This is a genomic window from Mycobacterium sp. IS-3022 (assembly GCF_001500065.1).
Lineage (GTDB): Bacteria > Actinomycetota > Actinomycetes > Mycobacteriales > Mycobacteriaceae > Mycobacterium.
Window position 1 is genome coordinate 316,894 of sequence record NZ_LQIN01000001.1, and the last position, 17,183, is coordinate 334,076.

Here is a 17,183-nt window from a genome sequence, read left to right on the forward strand (position 1 = left end):
GTTTCGAAACGATACGCATGCCGATCCTCATTTTCTCACCTCGACACCCGCATTGGCACCGACGTGTCCTGCTGTAATGACGGTCGACTTGACGTTCGATCGCTGGCACTATTAGAACACGTTCTAGTGAGGAGCACCGCCTTCTCACCCAATCGCTAGGAGTGGACGGTGTCGCTCGCATCCCCAGGGACCATCGCCGACGAGCAGTCGGCCGTACGGGAGCTGGTCCGTGACTGGGCGGCAGCCTCCGGTGCCATTTCGGCTGCACGCGACGTCGAGCAGGGCCAGGCGGACGCCTGGCGGCGACCCTATGCGGGGATTGCCCAACTCGGGATCTTCGGTGTCGCGTTGCCCGAGGAGCACGGCGGCGCCGACGGCACGGTCGATGACCTCTGCGCGATGGTCGACGAGGCGGCCGCAGCGTTGGTTCCCGGCCCCATCGCCACGACCGCGTTGGCGACGCTGGTGCTCGAGCAGTCCGAGGTGTTGCACGCACTTGCCGCCGGTGACCGGGTCGCCGGGGTGGCGCTCAGCGGGAATGTGCAGGTCACCGACGGCCGCGCCTCGGGCGCCGCGGAATACGTGCTCGGCGCCGATGCCGCGGGGGTGCTGCTGCTGGCCGCCGGTGACGGGTTCGTTCTGGTCGACGCGGGCGCCGACGGCGTCTCGGTCGAACCGCTGAAGGCGACTGACTTCTCGCGGCCGCTGGCGCGCGTCGTGCTCGACGCCGCGCCCGCCGAGGCGGTCAACGCACCGGCGCAACGGGTGATCGACATCGCGGCGACGGTGATGGCGGCGGAGGCGGCCGGCCTGGCCCGCTGGGCGTTGCAGACCGCGACGGAATACGCGAAAGTGCGCGAGCAGTTCGGCAAGCCGATCGGCAGTTTCCAGGCCATCAAGCACCTGTGTGCCGAAATGCTGCTGCGCTCCGAGCAAGCGTCGGTGGCCGCGGCTGACGCGGCGCGGGCGGTCGGCGAGGACGACGAGCAGTTGTCGGTCGCTGCCGCGGTCGCCGCTGCCGTGGGTATCGACGCGGCGAAGGCCAACGCCAAGGACTGCATTCAGGTGCTGGGCGGTATCGGAATCACCTGGGAACACGATGCGCATCTGTATCTGCGCCGCGCTTATGGGATCGCGCATTTCCTCGGCGGACAGCAGCATTGGCTGCGCCGCGTCTCGGCGTTGACGCAGCAAGGGGTGCGCCGCGAGCTCAACATCGACCTCAAGTCAGTGGAAAACCTGCGGCCCGAAATCGCTTCCGCGGTGGCCGAAATCGCGGCGCTGCCGGTCGAAAAGCAACAGGCCGCGCTGGCCGACGCGGGTCTGCAGGCGCCGCACTGGCCCAAGCCCTACGGCCGCGACGCCGGACCGGCCGAGCAATTGTTGATCGACCAGGAGTTGGCGAAGGCCAACGTCTCGCGTCCCGACCTCGTCATCGGGTGGTGGGCAGCGCCGACGATTCTCGAGCACGGCAGCGCTGAGCAGATCGAGCGGTTCATCCCGCCGACGCTGCGCGGTGAGTTGCTCTGGTGCCAGTTGTTCTCGGAGCCGGGCGCGGGATCCGATCTGGCGGCGTTGCGCACCAAGGCCGTCCGCGCCGACGGGGGCTGGAAGCTGACCGGCCAGAAGGTGTGGACGTCGGCGGCGCACAAGGCCCAATGGGGCATCTGCCTGGCGCGGACCGACGCCGACGCGCCGAAGCACAAGGGCATCACCTACTTCCTGGTCGACATGAAATCGCCGGGCATCGACATCCGGCCGCTGCGCGAGATCACCGGCGACAACCTGTTCAACGAGGTGTTCTTCGACGACGTGTTCGTGCCCGACGAGATGGTCGTGGGCAACGTGAACGACGGATGGCGGCTCGCCAGAACGACATTGGCAAACGAGCGGGTCGCGATGTCACACGGCACCGCGCTGGGCAACCCGATGGAGGAATTGCTCAAGACGGTGGCGACACTGGACTTCGACGTGGCCGGCCAGGACCAACTCGGCTCGTTGATCGTGGCGGCCCAGGTCGGCTCACTGCTGGATCACAAGATCGCCGAACTCGCTGTCGGAGGCCAGGATCCGGGCCCGCAAGCCAGTGCGCGAAAGCTGATCGGGGTGCGTTACCGGCAGGCGCTGGCCGAACTGCGGATGGAGTTGTCCGAAGGTGGCGGCGTGGTCGAGAACTCCACGGTGTTCGACTTCCTCAACACCCGCTGCCTGACCATCGCGGGCGGCACGGAGCAGATTCTGCTCACCCTCGCCGGCGAGCGGCTGCTGGGCCTACCCCGCTAGGAGTCGTTAAGCGCGCCGATCAGCAGTCTCCTAGCTGAACGCGGCCTGTGCGCAGGCGTCGGGCGAGGTGACGTTGACCCCGGCGTAGACCACCTGGATGTGTGAGCAGACGATCAGCGGCACATCGGTCCTCGGTTGGCCGGTGCGCCAGTCGACCGGCCAGACGTCTTCACCGAACCGATATTTCTCCGGCGGTCCGCCGCCGAAGTAGATCGTGGTGAACTCCACATCGGTCAACGACTTGAACGAGCGCGTGTTCGGCGTCTTGAAGCTGAAGTTGATGTAGACGCTGCGGTCCATGGTGCGCAGCGTGGTGGTCTGACGGGCCCACAGATCGCCGGGGAATCCGATAACCCCTTCGGGCGCGCGCAGATTCGCCTGGGTGTTGACCAGGCACCTCGCCTCGGCCTTGATGCAGTTGGCCGTTGCCGCCATTTCGAGTGTCTGCGCTGCGTTGACGGGGATCGTGGCGACTTTTGTGTCCACCGCCGCCGATGCGGTCGGGGCGAGGAGCGCAACCGCCAGCCACATCGCCGATACCACGGCCAGAACGCCGGCGCACCGCTTCACTGGTTTCTGCCTTTCTGGAGCCGCTTGGCGGCGACTTCCAAGTCGGTCGTGCGGCGAATGCTAGCCCCCGCGCTATTCGTCGTAGGTGACTTCGACCGAATCCGAACGCGGCAGCGCCTGGCAGCCGAGAATCAGGCCCTCGTCGAGATCGGACTGCTCCAACACGTCGTTGACGTCCATCTCGACCTCGCCGCTCTTCTTCAGCACCGCGCAGGCGCCGCAATGGCCCTCCCGGCAGGAGAACGGCGCATCGAGGCCCTTGTCCAGGAGCACGTCGAGCAGCTTGGCGTTGCGGGGCCACCGCACCTCGTGCGTCTCGCCGTCGAGCGTGACGATCGCCGTGGCCGGGCCCTCGTCGCTGTCGTCCTCCTCGATGACCACGGCGGCGAACGGGTCGGAGTCCAGCGACTTGAACACCTCGATGTGCACGCGTTCGGCCGGCATTCCGGCGCCCTTGACCGCCTCCTCGGCCGCGGCCATGAACGGGCCCGGCCCGCAGATGTAGGCGTCGTGACCGGTGTACGGGGCGGTCAGGGCGGCCAGCGCCGCCGCGCTCGGCAGCCCCTGCACCGTTTCCAACCAGTGCACGACGACGAGCCGCTCGGGGTATTTCTCGCCCAGTTCACGCAGCGCCGCGCCGAAGATCACCGAGTTCTCGTCGCGGTTGGCGTAGACCAGAACGACCTTGCCGGTGCCCTCGGCGAGCGCCGATTTGCAGATCGACATCATCGGCGTGATCCCCGAGCCGGCGGCCAACAGCAGGAAGTCGGTGTCCAAGGTCTTGGGCACGAACGTGCCCGAAGGTGCCAGCACGTGCACCTTCATGCCGGTGTGCGCGTGATCGCACAGCCAGTTCGACGCGTAGCCGTCGGCGGTGCGCTTGACGGTGACGGTCAGCCGGTCGTCGGTGAACGGGGAACTGCACAGCGAGTAGCAGCGCGCCACCGATCCGGTCCGCTCGCTGGGCACGCGCAGCGTGAGGAACTGACCGGGCGCGTACCGCAGTCGTTCTGCCGGAATCTCGGCACCGGCGGGCACGGTGAACACCAGCGAGCGCGCGTCGTCGGTCTCCTCGACGACGTCGGCAAGCTCCAGCTCGAGCACATGGCTGCCGAGCGGCTCGTCGGTCACTTTCGCGTCCACCTTTCACGTTCGGCGTTGACGCCGATTCAGCCCTATAACTAGAACAGGTTACAGAAATGCATGTGCGCAGGTCCAGCCGCCACAGGTATGCGCTACTCGACACGAATCGTAACGTGTTCTAATCTGACGGCTAAGCGATTCGCGCTTGGCGTGAGTGCTCATCGCAGTCCGTCCTATCCGGGAGGCACATCAGTGACGTCCATTGAACAGCGTGACGCGCAGTCGGTCCTAGCCGGGATCGACGACCTTCTGCCGCTGATCGCCAAACGCGCGCAAGCCACCGAGGACCTGCGCCGCATTCCGGACGAGACGATCAACGAACTCAACGAGGTCGGCTTCTTCAAGCTGCTGCAGCCCGAGCAGTGGGGCGGCCTGCAGTGCGATCCGACGCTGTTCTACGAGGCGGTGCGCCGGCTCGCCGGCGCCTGTGGTTCCACGGGCTGGGTCGGTTCGATCATCGGTGTGCACAACTGGCACCTCGCGCTGTTCGACCAGCAGGCCCAGCAAGAGGTCTGGGGCGACGACCCGGCCGTGCGGATCTCCTCGTCGTACGCGCCGATGGGGGCGGGCACCGTCGTCGACGGCGGCTACATCGTCAACGGGTCCTGGAACTGGTCCTCGGGGTGCGACCACGCCACATGGACATTCGTCGGCGGTCCGGTGATCAAGGACGGCAAGCCCGTCGACTTCGGCAGCTTTCTGATTCCGCGTACCGAGTACGAGATCGACGATGTGTGGCATGTGGTCGGGCTCAAGGGCACGGGAAGCAACACGCTCAAGGTCAAGGACGTCTTCGTGCCGCGGCACCGCTTCCTGTCCTACAAGGCGATGAACGACCGCACCGCGGGCGGGCTGCAGACCAACACCGCGCCTGTCTACAAGATGCCCTGGGGCACAGTGCATCCCACCACCATCTCGGCGCCCATCGTCGGCATGGCGTACGGCGCTTACGCTGCCCATGTCGAGCATCAGGGCAAGCGGGTGCGCGCCGCGTTCGCGGGGGAGAAGGCAAAAGACGATCCGTTCGCCAAGATCCGGATCGCCGAGGCCGCCAGCGACATCGACGCCGCCTGGCGTCAGCTGATCGGCAATGTCGGCGACGAGTACGCCCTGCTGACGGCGGGCGAGGAGATCCCATTCGAACTGCGCGCCCGCGCTCGCCGTGACCAGGTGCGGGCGACCGGCCGCGCGATCGCCTCGATCGACCGGCTCTTCGAGGCATCCGGTGCCACCGCGCTGAACCTCGACGCGCCGGTGCAGCGCTTCTGGCGCGATGCGCACGCCGGCCGGGTGCATGCGGCCAACGACCCCGAACGCGCCTACCTGATCTTCGGCAACAACGAGTTCGGGCTGCCGCCGCAGGACACGATGGTTTAACGGGAAGGCCTGATGACCTCATACATCCAGGAGACCGAGCAGCAGGTCGAGGTCACCTTCGAAGCGACGTCGCGGTACGCGCAGGTCCGAGACGACATGCGGCTGCACTACCACGAAGCCGGTGTCGGCCACTCGCAGACCGTGGTGCTGTTGCACGGCGGCGGACCCGGCGCGTCGAGTTGGTCGAACTTCTCCAAGAACATCGCGGTGCTTGCCAGACACTTCCACGTCATCGCCGTCGACCAGCCCGGCTACGGACACTCCGACAAGCACACCGAACACGAGCAGTACAACCGCTACAGCGCGACGGCGCTGCTGAACCTGTTCGACCATCTCGGCATCGAACGTGCTGCGCTGGTGGGCAATTCGCTGGGCGGCGGGACCGCGGTGCGGTTCGCGCTGGACAACCCCAAGCGGGCCGGGCGACTGGTGCTGATGGGTCCCGGCGGGCTGTCGGTCAACCTGTTCTCTGCGGATCCCACCGAGGGCGTCAAGCTTCTGGGCAGGTTCACCGGCGAGCCAACGCGCGAGAACCTTGAGAAGTTCCTGCGCATCATGGTCTTCGACCAGAGCCTGATCACGCCCGAGTTGATCGATGAGCGGTTCGCGATCGCCAGCCAACCCGAGTCGCTGGCCGCGGCGAAGGCAATGGGTAAGTCGTTCGCAGGAGCCGATTTCGAGCTGGGCATGATGTGGCGCGAGGTGTACAAGCTGCGTCAGCCGGTGTTGCTGATCTGGGGCCGCGAGGACCGCGTCAATCCTCTCGATGGCGCGTTGGTCGCGCTCAAACAGATTCCCCGTGTGCAGCTGCACGTCTTCGGCCAGTGCGGCCACTGGGCGCAGCTGGAGAAATTCGACGAGTTCAACAAGCTGACCATAGACTTCCTCGGGAGCTAATGATGAGCATCAAATCCCTTGGCTACCTTCGGATCGAGGCCACCGACGTCGCCGCGTGGCGGGAATACGGCCTCAAGGTGCTCGGCATGGTCGAGGGCTCCGGCCAGACAGAGGGCGCGCTCTATCTGCGGATGGACGAGTTCCCGGCCCGCTTGGTGATCGTTCCCGGCGAGCATGATCGGCTGCTCCAATCCGGTTGGGAGACCGCCAACGCCGCCCAGCTGCAGGACATCCGAAACCGGCTCGACATCGAAGGCGTTCCCTACAAGGAGGCGTCGACCGCCGAGCTCGCCGAACGTCGGGTCGACGAGATGATCCGGTTCGACGACCCCTCGGGCAATACGCTCGAGGTGTTCCACGGTGTCGCGCTCGAGCACCGCCGCGTCGTCAGCCCCTACGGCCACAAGTTCATCACCGAGGAGCAGGGTCTGGGACACGTGGTGCTGACCACCCGCGACGACGCCGAATCACTGCATTTCTACCGCGACGTGCTCGGCTTCTATCTGCGCGACTCGATGCGGCTGCCTCCGCAGCTCGTCGGCAGGCCGGCCGACGGTGCGCCCGCGTGGCTGCGCTTCTTCGGGGTCAACCCACGGCACCACAGCTTGGCGTTCATGCCCGGTGAGACGCCGAGCGGCATCGTGCATCTGATGGTCGAGGTCGGCGAGGCCGACGACGTCGGGCTCTGCCTGGACCGCGCGTTGCGCCGCAAGGTGCCCATGTCGGCGACGCTGGGCCGCCACGTCAACGACAAGATGCTCTCCTTCTACATGAAGACGCCGGGCGGTTTCGACGTCGAATTCGGTTGTGAGGGACTGCAAGTCGATGACAACGAGGACTGGGTCGCGCGGGAGAGCACCGCGGTGAGCCTATGGGGCCACGACTTCAGCGTTGGTTTCAAGTGACGGTGGCGGCCGAACCGATCGACCCGCGCACGTTCCGCAATGTGCTCGGTCAGTTCTGCACCGGCATCACGGTGATCACCACGATGCATGACGGCAGGCCGGTCGGGTTCGCCTGCCAGTCGTTCGCTGCGCTGTCGCTGAATCCACCGCTGGTGCTGTTCTGCCCGACGAAGATGTCGCGGTCCTGGCAGGCGATCGAAGCCAGCGGCCACTTCTGCGTGAACGTGCTGCACGAGAACCAGAAGGACGTCTCCGCACGGTTCGGCTCGAAGGAGCCCGACAAGTTCGCCGAAATCGATTGGGCACCGTCGAAACTCGGCTCACCTGTCATCGAAGGCACCCTCGCGCACATCGACTGCTCGGTGCACTCGGTGCACGACGGCGGCGACCACTACGTCGTGTTCGGCGCCGTGCATTTTCTGTCGGACGTGCCGCACAAGAAGCCGCGGCCGCTCTTGTTCTACCGCGGGCAATACACCGGTATCGAGCCGGACAAGAACACGCCCGCACACTGGCGCGACGACCTCGAAGCGTTCCTCACCGCCACCACCGACGACACCTGGCTCTAGCAGATCCGCACTTACAACCGCTCGTCGATGAAGTCCACAACGGCTGCGGCCACCTCCCGGTGCACCGTCTCGTTGAGAATGTCGTGGCGCGCGCCCGCGAACTCTGCGAAATCCAGCGCGTCGATCTGCTCGGCGTACGCCCGCACCGCGCCGACCGGGGCGATGACGTCGTTCGAGCCGTGGAGGGCCAGCGTCGGCACGGTGAGTTCCGGCAGGGCGGCGCCGAATCGGTCCCAGGCCCTGTCGAGTTCCCGCGTCAGTGCCGCACCATCGGCTTCGGCAAATACCAGCGGATCGTTCTCCAGCAGGTCGAGGTAGAACGGGTCGTCGGACAGCGCGCCTGGGTTGAGGACGAGCGAGGTGTCGCTGTCGAGCATCGCGGGAGTCGGCACCAGCGGAGCGCCGGAGACGATGCCTGCTCGATAGCGGTCCGGCTGTTCCAGCAGCCGGAACAGCGAGACGATGGAGCCGAACGAATGCCCCTGAGCGATCAACGGCACCCCGCGCCGTGCGGTCTCGGCGACATCGGTCAGGGCATCGGCGAGACCGGAGCTGCCTTCGATCGACCCGAAGTCCCCGCGGGTGCCCGGGCTCAGGCCATGGCCGAACTGGTCGACCGCCCACAGGTCGATACCCGCGGCGTTGAGCGCGAAGCCGTAGCGGTGGTAGAGACCCGAGTGCTCGCCGAAGCCGTGCAGGAAGATCACCGCGGCGCGCGGATCGGCCGACGGCCAGTGGCGGTAGTAGGCGCGGCCCTTCGGATGGTCGATGAACGGCATGCTGACGACGTTAGCCCTTGCCCAGCAGCACATCGCGCTGCTCGTGCACGCGGTCGCGGATCGCCTCCACGACGGCGGCCACCTCGGGCCGGCGCAGCGCCTCTGCGCGGGTGACGAGCCAGTACGTCAGCCGGACCGCCACCTGGCCGGGCAGCACGCGGACCAGATCGTCGTGCCGGTCGGCCATGAAACAGGGCAGCAACCCGATGCCCGCGGCCGCGCGGGTCGCTTCCACATGCACGAAAACGTTTGTGGACGTGACGGATTCGCGCATGGCGGGCGCGAAGCTCGCCGCCACATCGAGGTCGTCGACCTGCAGCATCGAGTCGATGAAGTAGACCAGCGGGTAACGCTCGAGATCGGCGATGCTGGCCGGCGTCCCGTGCTCGGCCAGGTAGCCACGGGCGCCGTAGAGGCCCAGGCAGTAATCGCCGAGCCTGATCGCCCTGGCCAGATGGACCTTGGGTTCGCCGACGACCACCTCCACGTCGAGACCGGACCTCTGCTGGGTGGCGGGTCGCGTCGTGGCGACGAGCTCGACCGCCACCTTTGGATGCCGACGCTGGACGTGAGCCGCGGCCGGTGCGGCGATGTAGGCCGAGAAGCCGTCGGTTGCCGAGATCCGCACGACGCCTTCGAGTGCGCGATCGCCCGCGGCATCGACGGCAAGTGACCGCACGGCCGACTCGATGGCTTCGGCGGCGGCCAGCGCGTCGCGGCCCAATTCGGTGAGTTCCCACCCGCCCGGGCCGCGGGCCAGCACCCGCCCGCCGACCGACTCCTCGAGTGCGGCGATGCGCCGAGAGATCGTGGTGTGGTTGAGCCCGAGTTCCTCAGCTGCCGTCTTGTAGCGGCCGGACCGGCCGACCGCCAGCAACACGAGCAGGTCGTCGGCGCTCGGCCGTCGACCCGACGGCTGGGTCATCGGAGGCGGCACAACTGCATTTTCGCAGATACCTCCTGCACTTTTCGCCATTGCCAGCCGCGGGTATCTGCGTGAATACTCACTGGCGTCTGTGCCTGCCATCACAGCCGAAGGAGTGCGCGATGGATGTCACCAATGTCGCGAACAGCGACGCGCCGGTCCCGACGGGCCTGCGACGCGTCGTGGTCGCTTCGATGGCCGGCACGGTCGTCGAGTGGTACGAGTTCTTCCTCTACGCGACCGCCGCCACGTTGGTCTTCAACAAGGTGTTCTTCGCCGAGGGCACGAGCGAGGCCAGTGGTCTCATCGCCGCCCTGCTGACCTACGCCGTTGGCTTCGTCGCGCGCCCGCTCGGCGGGGTGGTGTTCGGGCATTTCGGCGACAAGTACGGCCGCAAGAAGTTGCTCCAGTTCGCGATCCTTCTCGTCGGTGGCGTCACGTTTCTCATGGGTTGCCTGCCCACCTACGCACAGATCGGGGTATGGGCGCCGATCCTGCTCGTGGTTCTGCGCTTCCTTCAGGGCTTCGCCGTCGGCGGCGAATGGGGCGGCGCAGTCCTGCTCGTCGCCGAGCACAGTCCGAACGACAAGCGAGCGTTCTGGGCCAGCTGGCCGCAGGCGGCGGTGCCCGTCGGCAACATGCTCGCCACCGTCGTTCTGTTGATGCTGACCGGTCTGCTGCCGGAGGCGGCGTTCCTGTCCTGGGGATGGCGGGTGGCGTTCTGGCTGTCCGCGGTGGTGGTGCTGATCGGCTACTACATCCGCACCAAGGTCAGCGACGCGCCGATCTTCGTGGCCGCGCAGGAGGAGGTCGAACGCGTCAAGGCCGTCTCTTACGGTGTGTTCGAGGTGCTGAGGCGTTATCCCCGTGGCGTTTTCACCGCGATGGGGCTGCGGTTCGCGGAGAACATCATGTACTACCTGGTGGTCACGTTCTCGATCGTCTACCTCAAGACGCACGTGGGCGCCGACACCAGCGACATCCTGTGGTGGTTGCTCGTCGCGCACGCCGTGCACTTCGTGGTGATTCCTCAGGTGGGCCGGCTGTCTGACCGGTTCGGCAGGCGGCCGGTGTACATCGTCGGCGCGATCGCCGGCGGAACGTGGGGCTTCTTCGCTTTCCCGATGATGAACAGCGGCTCTTACCTGCTGATCATGGCCGCTGTCATCCTCGGACTGGTTATCCACGCGCTGATGTACTCGCCGCAGCCGGCGATCATGGCCGAGATGTTCCCGACCCGGATGCGGTATTCCGGTGTCTCCCTTGGCTATCAGGTGACGTCAATCGTTGCCGGGTCGCTGGCGCCGGCCATCGCCACGTGGCTGCTCGACAGGTACGATTCGGCGGTCCCGATCGCGCTCTATCTCGCCGCCGCTTCGGTGATCACCTTGGTGGCCGCGTTGTTCACCCGCGAAACCAAGGGCCTCGATCTTGCGACGCTCGATGCTGCCGACCGTGAGCAACTCGCCAAGGCGGGCGTCGTATGAGCGAACTCGACGGCCGCACCGCGTTGGTGACCGGCGGTGCGAGCGGCATCGGGGCCGCATGCGCCCGCGCCTTGGCGGCGGAAGGCGCGAGGGTCACCGTCGCGGATCGCGACGATGTCGGCGCCAAGGCGATCGCCGAAGAGATCGGTGGGAAGCCGTGGGTAGTAGACCTTTCCGACGTCTCCGCGCTCGAGGACCTTCGACTGAAGACCGACATCCTGGTGAACAACGCCGGCGTGCAACACGTCAGCCCGATCGCCGAGTTCCCACCCGAGCGCTTCCGTTTCATCCTTCAACTCATGCTGGAGGCGCCGTTCCTGTTGATCCGTGCGGCGCTGCCGCACATGTACGAGCAGAACTTCGGGCGCATCATCAACATTTCATCGGTGCATGGGCTGCGCGCCTCCGAGTTCAAGAGCGGGTACGTGACCGCGAAGCACGGGCTCGAGGGACTGTCGAAGGTGACCGCGCTGGAGGGCGGGCCGCACGGCGTCACCAGCAACTGCGTCGACCCCGGTTATGTGCGAACTCCGCTGGTGACCAAGCAGATCGCCGATCAGGCCCGCACCCACGGGATCGACGAGGATAAGGTGGTCGCGGACGTTCTGCTGAAGGAGAGCGCGATCAAGCGACTTGTCGAACCCGAAGAAGTTGCCTCGCTGGTCATCTGGCTCGCCTCATCGGACGCGGGGATGGTGACCGGGGCGTCGTACACGATGGACGGCGGCTGGAGCGCCCGATGACCACAACTGCACAATGGACGCCCACTGCGGCCGACATCGCCTCCGCGCGGGTCACCGACTTCGCGCAGTTCGTGCAGCGGCGTACCGGCCTCGACCTACCGGACTACCGGTCACTGTGGCAATGGTCCATCGACGACCCGGACGCGTTCTGGGCTGCGCTGTGGGACTACTTCGGCCTCGGCGACCGGCCTGATACAGTGCTCGCCTCCGCCGAAATGCCCCGCGCACAATGGTTTCCCGGAACGCACGTCAACTACGTGGATCAGGTGGTGCGCAACGCCCGCACCGACCGCCCCGCGATCCTCTATCTCGCCGAAGGCGGTCAGGTCACCGAAGTTTCGTGGGCCGAGTTGCTCAGTCGCACCGTAGCTTTCGCGCAGAGGTTGCGCTCGCTCGGGGTGGCGGCCGGCGACCGGGTGATCGGATACCTGCCGAACATCCCAGAAGCCGTGATCGCGTTCCTGGCCACCGCCAGCATCGGCGCCATCTGGAGCGCCTGCGGTCAGGACTACTCGGCCAAGGCCGCGCTCGACCGGCTCGGACAGCTCGAACCGACGGTGCTGGTGACCGCCGACGGCTACACCTACGGCGGCAAGTTCCACGACAAGAGCCGCGACATCGCCACGCTGCAGGAGGGCCTGCCGACCCTGCGCGGCACGGTGATGACCTCGGAAATGACGGGTTCGAACGGTGCTGAGTTGTCCTCGACGCCGGTCGACTTCGCTCACCCCCTGTGGATTCTGTTCTCCTCAGGCACCACCGGACTGCCGAAGGGCATGATGCACGGCCACGGCGGCGTCCTGCTCGAACACCTCAAAGCCATTGCACTGCAATCAGACATCGGACCCGACGACACCTTCTTCTGGTACACCAGCCCGAGTTGGATGATGTGGAACTTCCAGGTCGCCGGGCTTCTCGTCGGAGCGACGATCGTCTGCTACGACGGCAGCCCCAGCGCCCCACGGCCCGACGCACTGTGGCACCTCGCCGCTCGCGTGAAGGCCACGGTACTGGGAACAAGCCCCGGATACGTGCTCGCCTGCGCGAAGGCCGGTGCGGTGCCGCAGAAGGAGCATGATCTGTCGGCGCTGCGCACGGTCGGCATCACCGGGTCCTCACTGCCGCCGTCGTCGTCGCTGTGGTTGCGCGACAACGTCGGCGAGCAGGTGCAGGTGTCATCGATCAGCGGTGGTACCGATGTGGTGTCGGCGTTCATCGGCGGAGTCCGCACCGTCCCGGTGTGGCCCGGCGAGCTGTCGGCGCCGTACCTCGGGTGTGCGCTGGACTCCTGGAACGAGTCGGGCAAGCCGGTGCGCAACGAGGTCGGTGAGTTGGTGATCACCAAGCCGCTGCCGTCCATGCCCGTCGCGTTCTGGAACGATCCCGACGGATCCCGTTATCGCAGCGCGTATTTCGAGATGTTTCCCGGCGTGTGGCGCCACGGCGACTGGATCACGATCACCGACCACGGCAGCGTCATCGTGCACGGACGGTCGGACTCCACCCTCAACCGGCACGGCATCCGGATGGGCAGCGCCGACATCTACCAGGCGGTCGAGCGCCTCCCCGAGGTCGCCGAAGCGCTGATCATCGGCGTCGACCAGCCCGACGGCGGGTACTGGATGCCGTTGTTCGTGGTCCTGACCGACGATGCGGAACTGACCGACGACCTACTTGACCGCATCAAGAACACCATTCGCGAGGAAGTGTCGCCGCGGCACGTACCCGACGAAATCATCGCCGCGCCAGGCGTTCCGCATACCCGCACGGGCAAGAAGCTCGAGGTGCCGATCAAGAAGCTGTTTCAGGGCGCGGACGCCGCGAAGGTTGTCGAGCGCAGCGCCGTCGACGATCCCGATCTGCTCGATTGGTACGTCACGCAGCGTCGAACGTGATCAGGTCGACGCTGAGTCGGCCCTCGATCATGCTCACGGCTCGCACTGGCGGACCGGGAAGCGGCGGTGCGGTCGATCGGTAGGTCGCACCGGTGGGTGTCGTGAACTCGGCGCGGTGTTCGCCGTCGTGTTCACTTGTCGTCACCGACCAGCCGGGCGCCTCTTTGGCGTAGTTGCACGCCTCGCATTCGCCGAGGCCATTCAGCGCAGTCGTCGGCCCGGCCCGATGCCGGGGCACCGCATGGTCGCGATGGCGTATCGGCGCGTTGCAGTACGGCGTGCGGCACGTCTGATCGCGTATCCCGATGAACGCCGCCAACCCTTTCGGAAAGGCTCGGGCCCTGGATTCCATCGCCACGAGCTGACCGCTGCGCGGGTGGCGGTACAACCGGCGCAGCGTGGTCTTGGCCGTCGCGTCGGCGACCGAGTCGCCAGTCAGTGTTCTCGCGATCGCACTCGGCAGCGGCCCGTAACCATCGAGCCACGCGGGCGCATCGTCATCACCCATCAGCGTGGTGTCGGCCATCACGAGGTTCAAGTTGACATCCGCCGGATGCTCGGCCGGGCGTCCGGTCACCCGTTCCGCCAAGGTGTCGGCCATGATCTGGCCACGCGACCGGTCGTCGAAAGTGGTGTCGGCGGCGCCTTTCAACGCTGCATAGACGCTCACGCCCTGCTTGAGGGGGAGCAGCGCGGTCAACCACACCATCGAGTCGGGCGCCGGGCGAATGGTGACAGACCGGTCCGCTTCGGCCTTGGCGCTGCGATCGACCACCGCGCCCACGTCGAGCTCGCAGGCGATCCTCTTCGCTTCGGTCGCGATCCGCTTGTCGCCCCAGCCATCGAGACGCGTGACGTCGCCGCACATTTGGGCGTCGAGCCGGCGACGGTCCTCGACGCTCAAACACGCCGATTCACGCACGATCAAAGTGGCCCGCCATTCCGAAAGCGCCCCACACTCCAACGCAGCCAGGGTGTAAGGCATCTCGTCAACGAGTGCGCTGGCCAATCCCAGATGACGGCCGCCCTGCACCGGCGCATCTCGGCGCGCCAGCGCGACCTCCGTCGCGAGACCCCGACCGCGTCGACTCGCAGGCACTCCCGCAGCCTCCTCGGCCGCGTAACGCTTCGCCTTCCACAATGCGGTCATGCGTGCCTGCGCGGCGGCGGCGGACGACTTGACCCGTTCGAGCCGCTCGACCGCGACCCGGAGCTCCTCCTCGGAGACCTCGGGACCGATATCGAACGAACTTTCGAACATGAGTCCGACCGTATACCCCCCTACCGACAAGCGGTCGGTCGCTGGTCACTGGTGAGTGGTGCTGCCCTTCGCACGCGCGACCGCCGCAGAAGTGAGTCCGGCCGCGCCGACGAGAACGGCCAGGCCGGCGAACCCGAGTGCCACGGTCGAGGCAGCCGCGATCGATGCCACGACGAGCGGCCCCGCGGCGTCACCGCTCTCCCTGCCGATCTCCGCAGCGCCCATCGTCTGGCCCAGCCGCTCGCTGGGGGTCGTCTTCGCGAGCATCGTGAAGGCCAGCGGGGTGATGAGTCCGCAGCCGGTGCCGATGACAACGGCGGCGCACAGCAGGCCCGCGAGGCCGGGCAAGGCCGCAACCACCAAACCGGCTGCGGTCAGGACCATTCCGATCGCAATGCCCGCGTTGAGGGTGATTCTGCCCGCGTCGTGCGCCCGCCCGGCCATCGGCTGCGCGACCGCTGTGGTGAGCGCGAGCACGGAGACGACGGCGCCGGTGACGACGGGACTCAGGCCGGCCTGGATGCCGAGAACCGGCAGGAAGCCAACGCCGACCGACAGCGCAGCGGTGGCCGCCGCAAGCGCGAGGGTCGGTGTGACAAAGGAGGACTCGGAGAACCTGCGCAGAGTGTCGAGCAGCGTCTGACGCCGCCGGGGCAGCGGTGTCACGGCCGGCACGGATATCCATGCCCACACGGCGACCACGGTTGCGAGCACGGCCATCACGGCGAACAGGCTCTGCAGCCCGCCCAGCGTGACGATCAGGCCACCGAGTAATGGTCCGAGTGTGTAGCCGATCGATTTGTACGAGCCGTACGTTCCGAATGCGCGCCCCTGGGCGGTGGGCGGAGTCATCAGGGCAACCAGCGCCGACGCGGCGGGAGAGAACGCCGCCGCGCCGACGCCCTGGCCCAACCGGCCTGCCCATAGCCACGCCGCGTTGTCAAAGGCGGCGTAGGACGCCGACGCGACCACGAAGACCACCAACCCGGCGATCAGGACGGTGCGGGCGCCGATCCGGTCGGCGAGCGTTCCGAACACTGGCTTCAGCACCACCTCCGCACCGTCGTAGATCGCGAGGAGCGCACCGAGCGTCAGCAGTGAGGCGGCTGTACCGGTCGTGGTGGTCCCGAGCGTGCCTGCGACAGCGTGGGCGCCGAAGGCAGTGGTGAAACCGGCCGCCAACAGCGGTGCCCGCCGCGCAGTGGTACTCACGCGCGCGGAAACCTCAGCCCAGCCACGCGCCGATGCGGCGCAGCGCCTCGGTGATATCGCTCGTCGGTCCCGCGAACGACAGCCGGACGAACGATCCGCCCCGTGCCGGATCGAAGTCGATCCCGGGTGCGATCGCAACGCCGGTGTCATCCAACAGCTTTGAGCAGAACGACAGCGAGTCCGTGGTCAGATGCGAGACGTCGGCGTAGACGTAGAAGGCGCCGTCGGTGGGGGCCAGTCGGTCGATGCCGAGCCCGCGCAGCCCGTCGAGCAGCAGCCGACGGTTGGCGGCGTACTGGTGCAGCAGCGCGTCGGCTTCGGTGATCGACTCCGGGGTGAACGCCGCGATCGCGGCGAGTTGCGGCAGCGTCGGCGGGCAAATCGTGAAGTTGCCCGTCAGACGGTCCACCGCACGCTGCAGTTCCTGCGGGACCAGTAGCCAGCCCAGCCGCCACCCGGTCATCGCGAAGTACTTCGAAAAGCTGTTGGCGACAACGGCATTGCGCGACGTCTGCCATGCGCAACTGGTCGCCGGAGCGCCCTCGTAAACCAGCCCATGATACACCTCGTCGCTGATCAGCCGCACTCCGGTCGTATCGCACCAAGCGGCGATCGCCGCCAATTCGTCCGGAGGGATGACCGTGCCGGTCGGATTTGCCGGGCTCGCCACGATGACACCCTGCACGGGCGGGTCGAGGTCCGCGAGCATCTGAACCGTCGGCTGAAAGCGCGTCTCGGGGCCGCAGGGGATCTCGACGACTTCGCAGCCCAGCGCCGAGAGGATGTTGCGATAGCAGGGGTAGCCCGGGCTGGCGATCGCGACCCGGTCGCCGACGTCGAAGCAAGCGAGAAAGGCCAACAGAAACCCGCCCGACGAGCCCGTCGTGATCACCACGTCGTTCGGGTCCACGACGAGGCCGTGCCGGTCGAGGTACTGGCCGGCGATCGCCGCACGCAATTCCGGAACGCCCAACGCGACGGTGTAGCCGAGCACGGTGGTGTCCAGCGCCTCTTTCGCCGCTGCAAGGACGGCGGCGGGGGCGCCGACGCTGGGTTGGCCCGCCGACAGGTTGACCAGATCGCCGTGGCTGCGCTGGCGTTCCGCGGCGGCCAGCCACACGTCCATCACGTAGAACG

Annotated in this window: 15 protein-coding genes; 8 read left to right on the forward strand and 7 right to left on the reverse strand. The window is 66.9% G+C overall.

Annotation, left to right across the window (positions count from 1 at the left end):
• Nucleotides 1-168: 168 nt before the first annotated feature.
• Nucleotides 169-2,283, forward strand: a complete 2,115-nt coding sequence (locus AU188_RS01535; protein WP_059161929.1) for an acyl-CoA dehydrogenase family protein — start codon at nucleotides 169-171, stop codon at nucleotides 2,281-2,283.
• A gap of 30 nt (nucleotides 2,284-2,313) precedes the next feature.
• Here the strand turns inward: AU188_RS01535 and AU188_RS01540 are convergent, their stop codons facing one another.
• Both AU188_RS01540 and AU188_RS01545 read right to left on the reverse strand, forming a co-directional pair.
• Nucleotides 2,314-2,853: a hypothetical protein gene (locus tag AU188_RS01540; protein WP_059161930.1), complete on the reverse strand. Its 540-nt coding sequence runs from the start codon at nucleotides 2,851-2,853 to the stop codon at nucleotides 2,314-2,316.
• Nucleotides 2,854-2,925: 72 nt separating this feature from the next.
• The gene (locus AU188_RS01545) at nucleotides 2,926-3,984 is read right to left on the reverse strand and encodes a ferredoxin--NADP reductase (protein WP_059162262.1); all 1,059 of its coding nucleotides are present in this window, start codon (nucleotides 3,982-3,984) and stop codon (nucleotides 2,926-2,928) included.
• Nucleotides 3,985-4,188: 204 nt separating this feature from the next.
• Here AU188_RS01545 and hsaA point away from each other — a divergent pair, with 204 nt between their 5' ends.
• The 4 genes from hsaA to hsaB are packed head-to-tail and all read left to right on the forward strand — an operon-like array spanning nucleotide 4,189 to nucleotide 7,744.
• Nucleotides 4,189-5,373, forward strand: coding sequence for a 3-hydroxy-9,10-secoandrosta-1,3,5(10)-triene-9,17-dione monooxygenase oxygenase subunit (gene hsaA / locus AU188_RS01550; protein ID WP_059161931.1), 1,185 nt, complete (start codon nucleotides 4,189-4,191; stop codon nucleotides 5,371-5,373).
• 12 nt (nucleotides 5,374-5,385) lie between these two features.
• The gene (gene hsaD / locus AU188_RS01555) at nucleotides 5,386-6,270 is read left to right on the forward strand and encodes a 4,5:9,10-diseco-3-hydroxy-5,9,17-trioxoandrosta-1(10),2-diene-4-oate hydrolase (RefSeq protein ID WP_059161932.1); all 885 of its coding nucleotides are present in this window, start codon (nucleotides 5,386-5,388) and stop codon (nucleotides 6,268-6,270) included.
• Nucleotides 6,271-6,272: 2 nt separating this feature from the next.
• The gene (gene hsaC / locus AU188_RS01560) at nucleotides 6,273-7,175 is read left to right on the forward strand and encodes an iron-dependent extradiol dioxygenase HsaC (RefSeq protein ID WP_059161933.1); all 903 of its coding nucleotides are present in this window, start codon (nucleotides 6,273-6,275) and stop codon (nucleotides 7,173-7,175) included.
• Nucleotides 7,142-7,744, forward strand: coding sequence for a 3-hydroxy-9,10-secoandrosta-1,3,5(10)-triene-9,17-dione monooxygenase reductase subunit (gene hsaB, locus AU188_RS01565; protein WP_156426529.1), 603 nt, complete (start codon nucleotides 7,142-7,144; stop codon nucleotides 7,742-7,744). The genes hsaC and hsaB overlap by 34 nt, the downstream gene beginning before the upstream one ends.
• 11 nt (nucleotides 7,745-7,755) lie before the next feature.
• Here hsaB and AU188_RS01570 read toward each other — a convergent pair whose 3' ends face one another.
• Together AU188_RS01570 and AU188_RS01575 are read right to left on the reverse strand one after the other, a co-directional pair.
• On the reverse strand, nucleotides 7,756-8,523 hold the full coding sequence (locus tag AU188_RS01570) for an alpha/beta fold hydrolase (RefSeq protein ID WP_059161934.1): 768 nt from the start codon (nucleotides 8,521-8,523) through the stop codon (nucleotides 7,756-7,758).
• 10 nt (nucleotides 8,524-8,533) lie between these two features.
• Nucleotides 8,534-9,499 carry a LysR family transcriptional regulator gene (locus tag AU188_RS01575; protein WP_059161935.1) on the reverse strand — a complete coding sequence of 322 codons (966 nt, stop codon included), beginning with the start codon at nucleotides 9,497-9,499 and terminating at the stop codon, nucleotides 8,534-8,536.
• A gap of 71 nt (nucleotides 9,500-9,570) precedes the next feature.
• On the opposite strand from AU188_RS01575, the gene AU188_RS01580 reads away from it, so the two are divergent.
• Genes AU188_RS01580 through AU188_RS01590 form a run of 3 tightly spaced genes read left to right on the forward strand, consistent with a single transcriptional unit; the run spans nucleotide 9,571 to nucleotide 13,573 of the window.
• Nucleotides 9,571-10,935, forward strand: coding sequence for an MFS transporter (locus AU188_RS01580; protein ID WP_059161936.1), 1,365 nt, complete (start codon nucleotides 9,571-9,573; stop codon nucleotides 10,933-10,935).
• A complete protein-coding gene (locus AU188_RS01585) occupies nucleotides 10,932-11,678 on the forward strand; it encodes a 3-hydroxybutyrate dehydrogenase (protein ID WP_059161937.1) in 747 nt (248 codons plus the stop codon). Before AU188_RS01580 ends, AU188_RS01585 begins: the two co-directional genes overlap by 4 nt.
• Nucleotides 11,675-13,573 carry an acetoacetate--CoA ligase gene (locus tag AU188_RS01590; protein WP_059161938.1) on the forward strand — a complete coding sequence of 633 codons (1,899 nt, stop codon included), beginning with the start codon at nucleotides 11,675-11,677 and terminating at the stop codon, nucleotides 13,571-13,573. Before AU188_RS01585 ends, AU188_RS01590 begins: the two co-directional genes overlap by 4 nt.
• On the opposite strand, the gene AU188_RS01595 is transcribed toward AU188_RS01590, so the two are convergent.
• From AU188_RS01595 to AU188_RS01605, 3 genes are read right to left on the reverse strand one after another with little or no spacing between them, the layout of a single operon-like run.
• Nucleotides 13,554-14,834: an HNH endonuclease gene (locus tag AU188_RS01595; protein ID WP_059161939.1), complete on the reverse strand. Its 1,281-nt coding sequence runs from the start codon at nucleotides 14,832-14,834 to the stop codon at nucleotides 13,554-13,556. The two genes, AU188_RS01590 and AU188_RS01595, sit on opposite strands and share 20 nt — an antisense overlap.
• 45 nt (nucleotides 14,835-14,879) lie before the next feature.
• Entirely contained in the window at nucleotides 14,880-16,046 is a 1,167-nt protein-coding gene (locus AU188_RS01600; RefSeq protein WP_059161940.1) for an MFS transporter, read from the reverse strand.
• Nucleotides 16,047-16,059: 13 nt separating this feature from the next.
• On the reverse strand, nucleotides 16,060-17,172 hold the full coding sequence (locus tag AU188_RS01605) for a pyridoxal phosphate-dependent aminotransferase (protein ID WP_172799376.1): 1,113 nt from the start codon (nucleotides 17,170-17,172) through the stop codon (nucleotides 16,060-16,062).
• Nucleotides 17,173-17,183: the final 11 nt, after the last annotated feature.

Bases quoted from the DNA above. Each gene is read 5' to 3' on its own strand.
- AU188_RS01580 (WP_059161936.1), top strand. From the start codon at position 9,571: ATGGATGTCACCAATGTCGCGAACAGCGACGCGCCGGTCCCGACGGGC.
- hsaB (WP_156426529.1), top strand. From the start codon at position 7,142: ATGGGGCCACGACTTCAGCGTTGGTTTCAAGTGACGGTGGCGGCCGAA.
- AU188_RS01595 (WP_059161939.1), bottom strand. From the start codon at position 14,834: ATGTTCGAAAGTTCGTTCGATATCGGTCCCGAGGTCTCCGAGGAGGAG.
- AU188_RS01570 (WP_059161934.1), bottom strand. From the start codon at position 8,523: ATGCCGTTCATCGACCATCCGAAGGGCCGCGCCTACTACCGCCACTGG.
- AU188_RS01575 (WP_059161935.1), bottom strand. From the start codon at position 9,499: ATGGCGAAAAGTGCAGGAGGTATCTGCGAAAATGCAGTTGTGCCGCCT.
- hsaC (WP_059161933.1), top strand. From the start codon at position 6,273: ATGAGCATCAAATCCCTTGGCTACCTTCGGATCGAGGCCACCGACGTC.
- AU188_RS01585 (WP_059161937.1), top strand. From the start codon at position 10,932: ATGAGCGAACTCGACGGCCGCACCGCGTTGGTGACCGGCGGTGCGAGC.
- AU188_RS01590 (WP_059161938.1), top strand. From the start codon at position 11,675: ATGACCACAACTGCACAATGGACGCCCACTGCGGCCGACATCGCCTCC.
- hsaD (WP_059161932.1), top strand. From the start codon at position 5,386: ATGACCTCATACATCCAGGAGACCGAGCAGCAGGTCGAGGTCACCTTC.
- AU188_RS01605 (WP_172799376.1), bottom strand. From the start codon at position 17,172: ATGGACGTGTGGCTGGCCGCCGCGGAACGCCAGCGCAGCCACGGCGAT.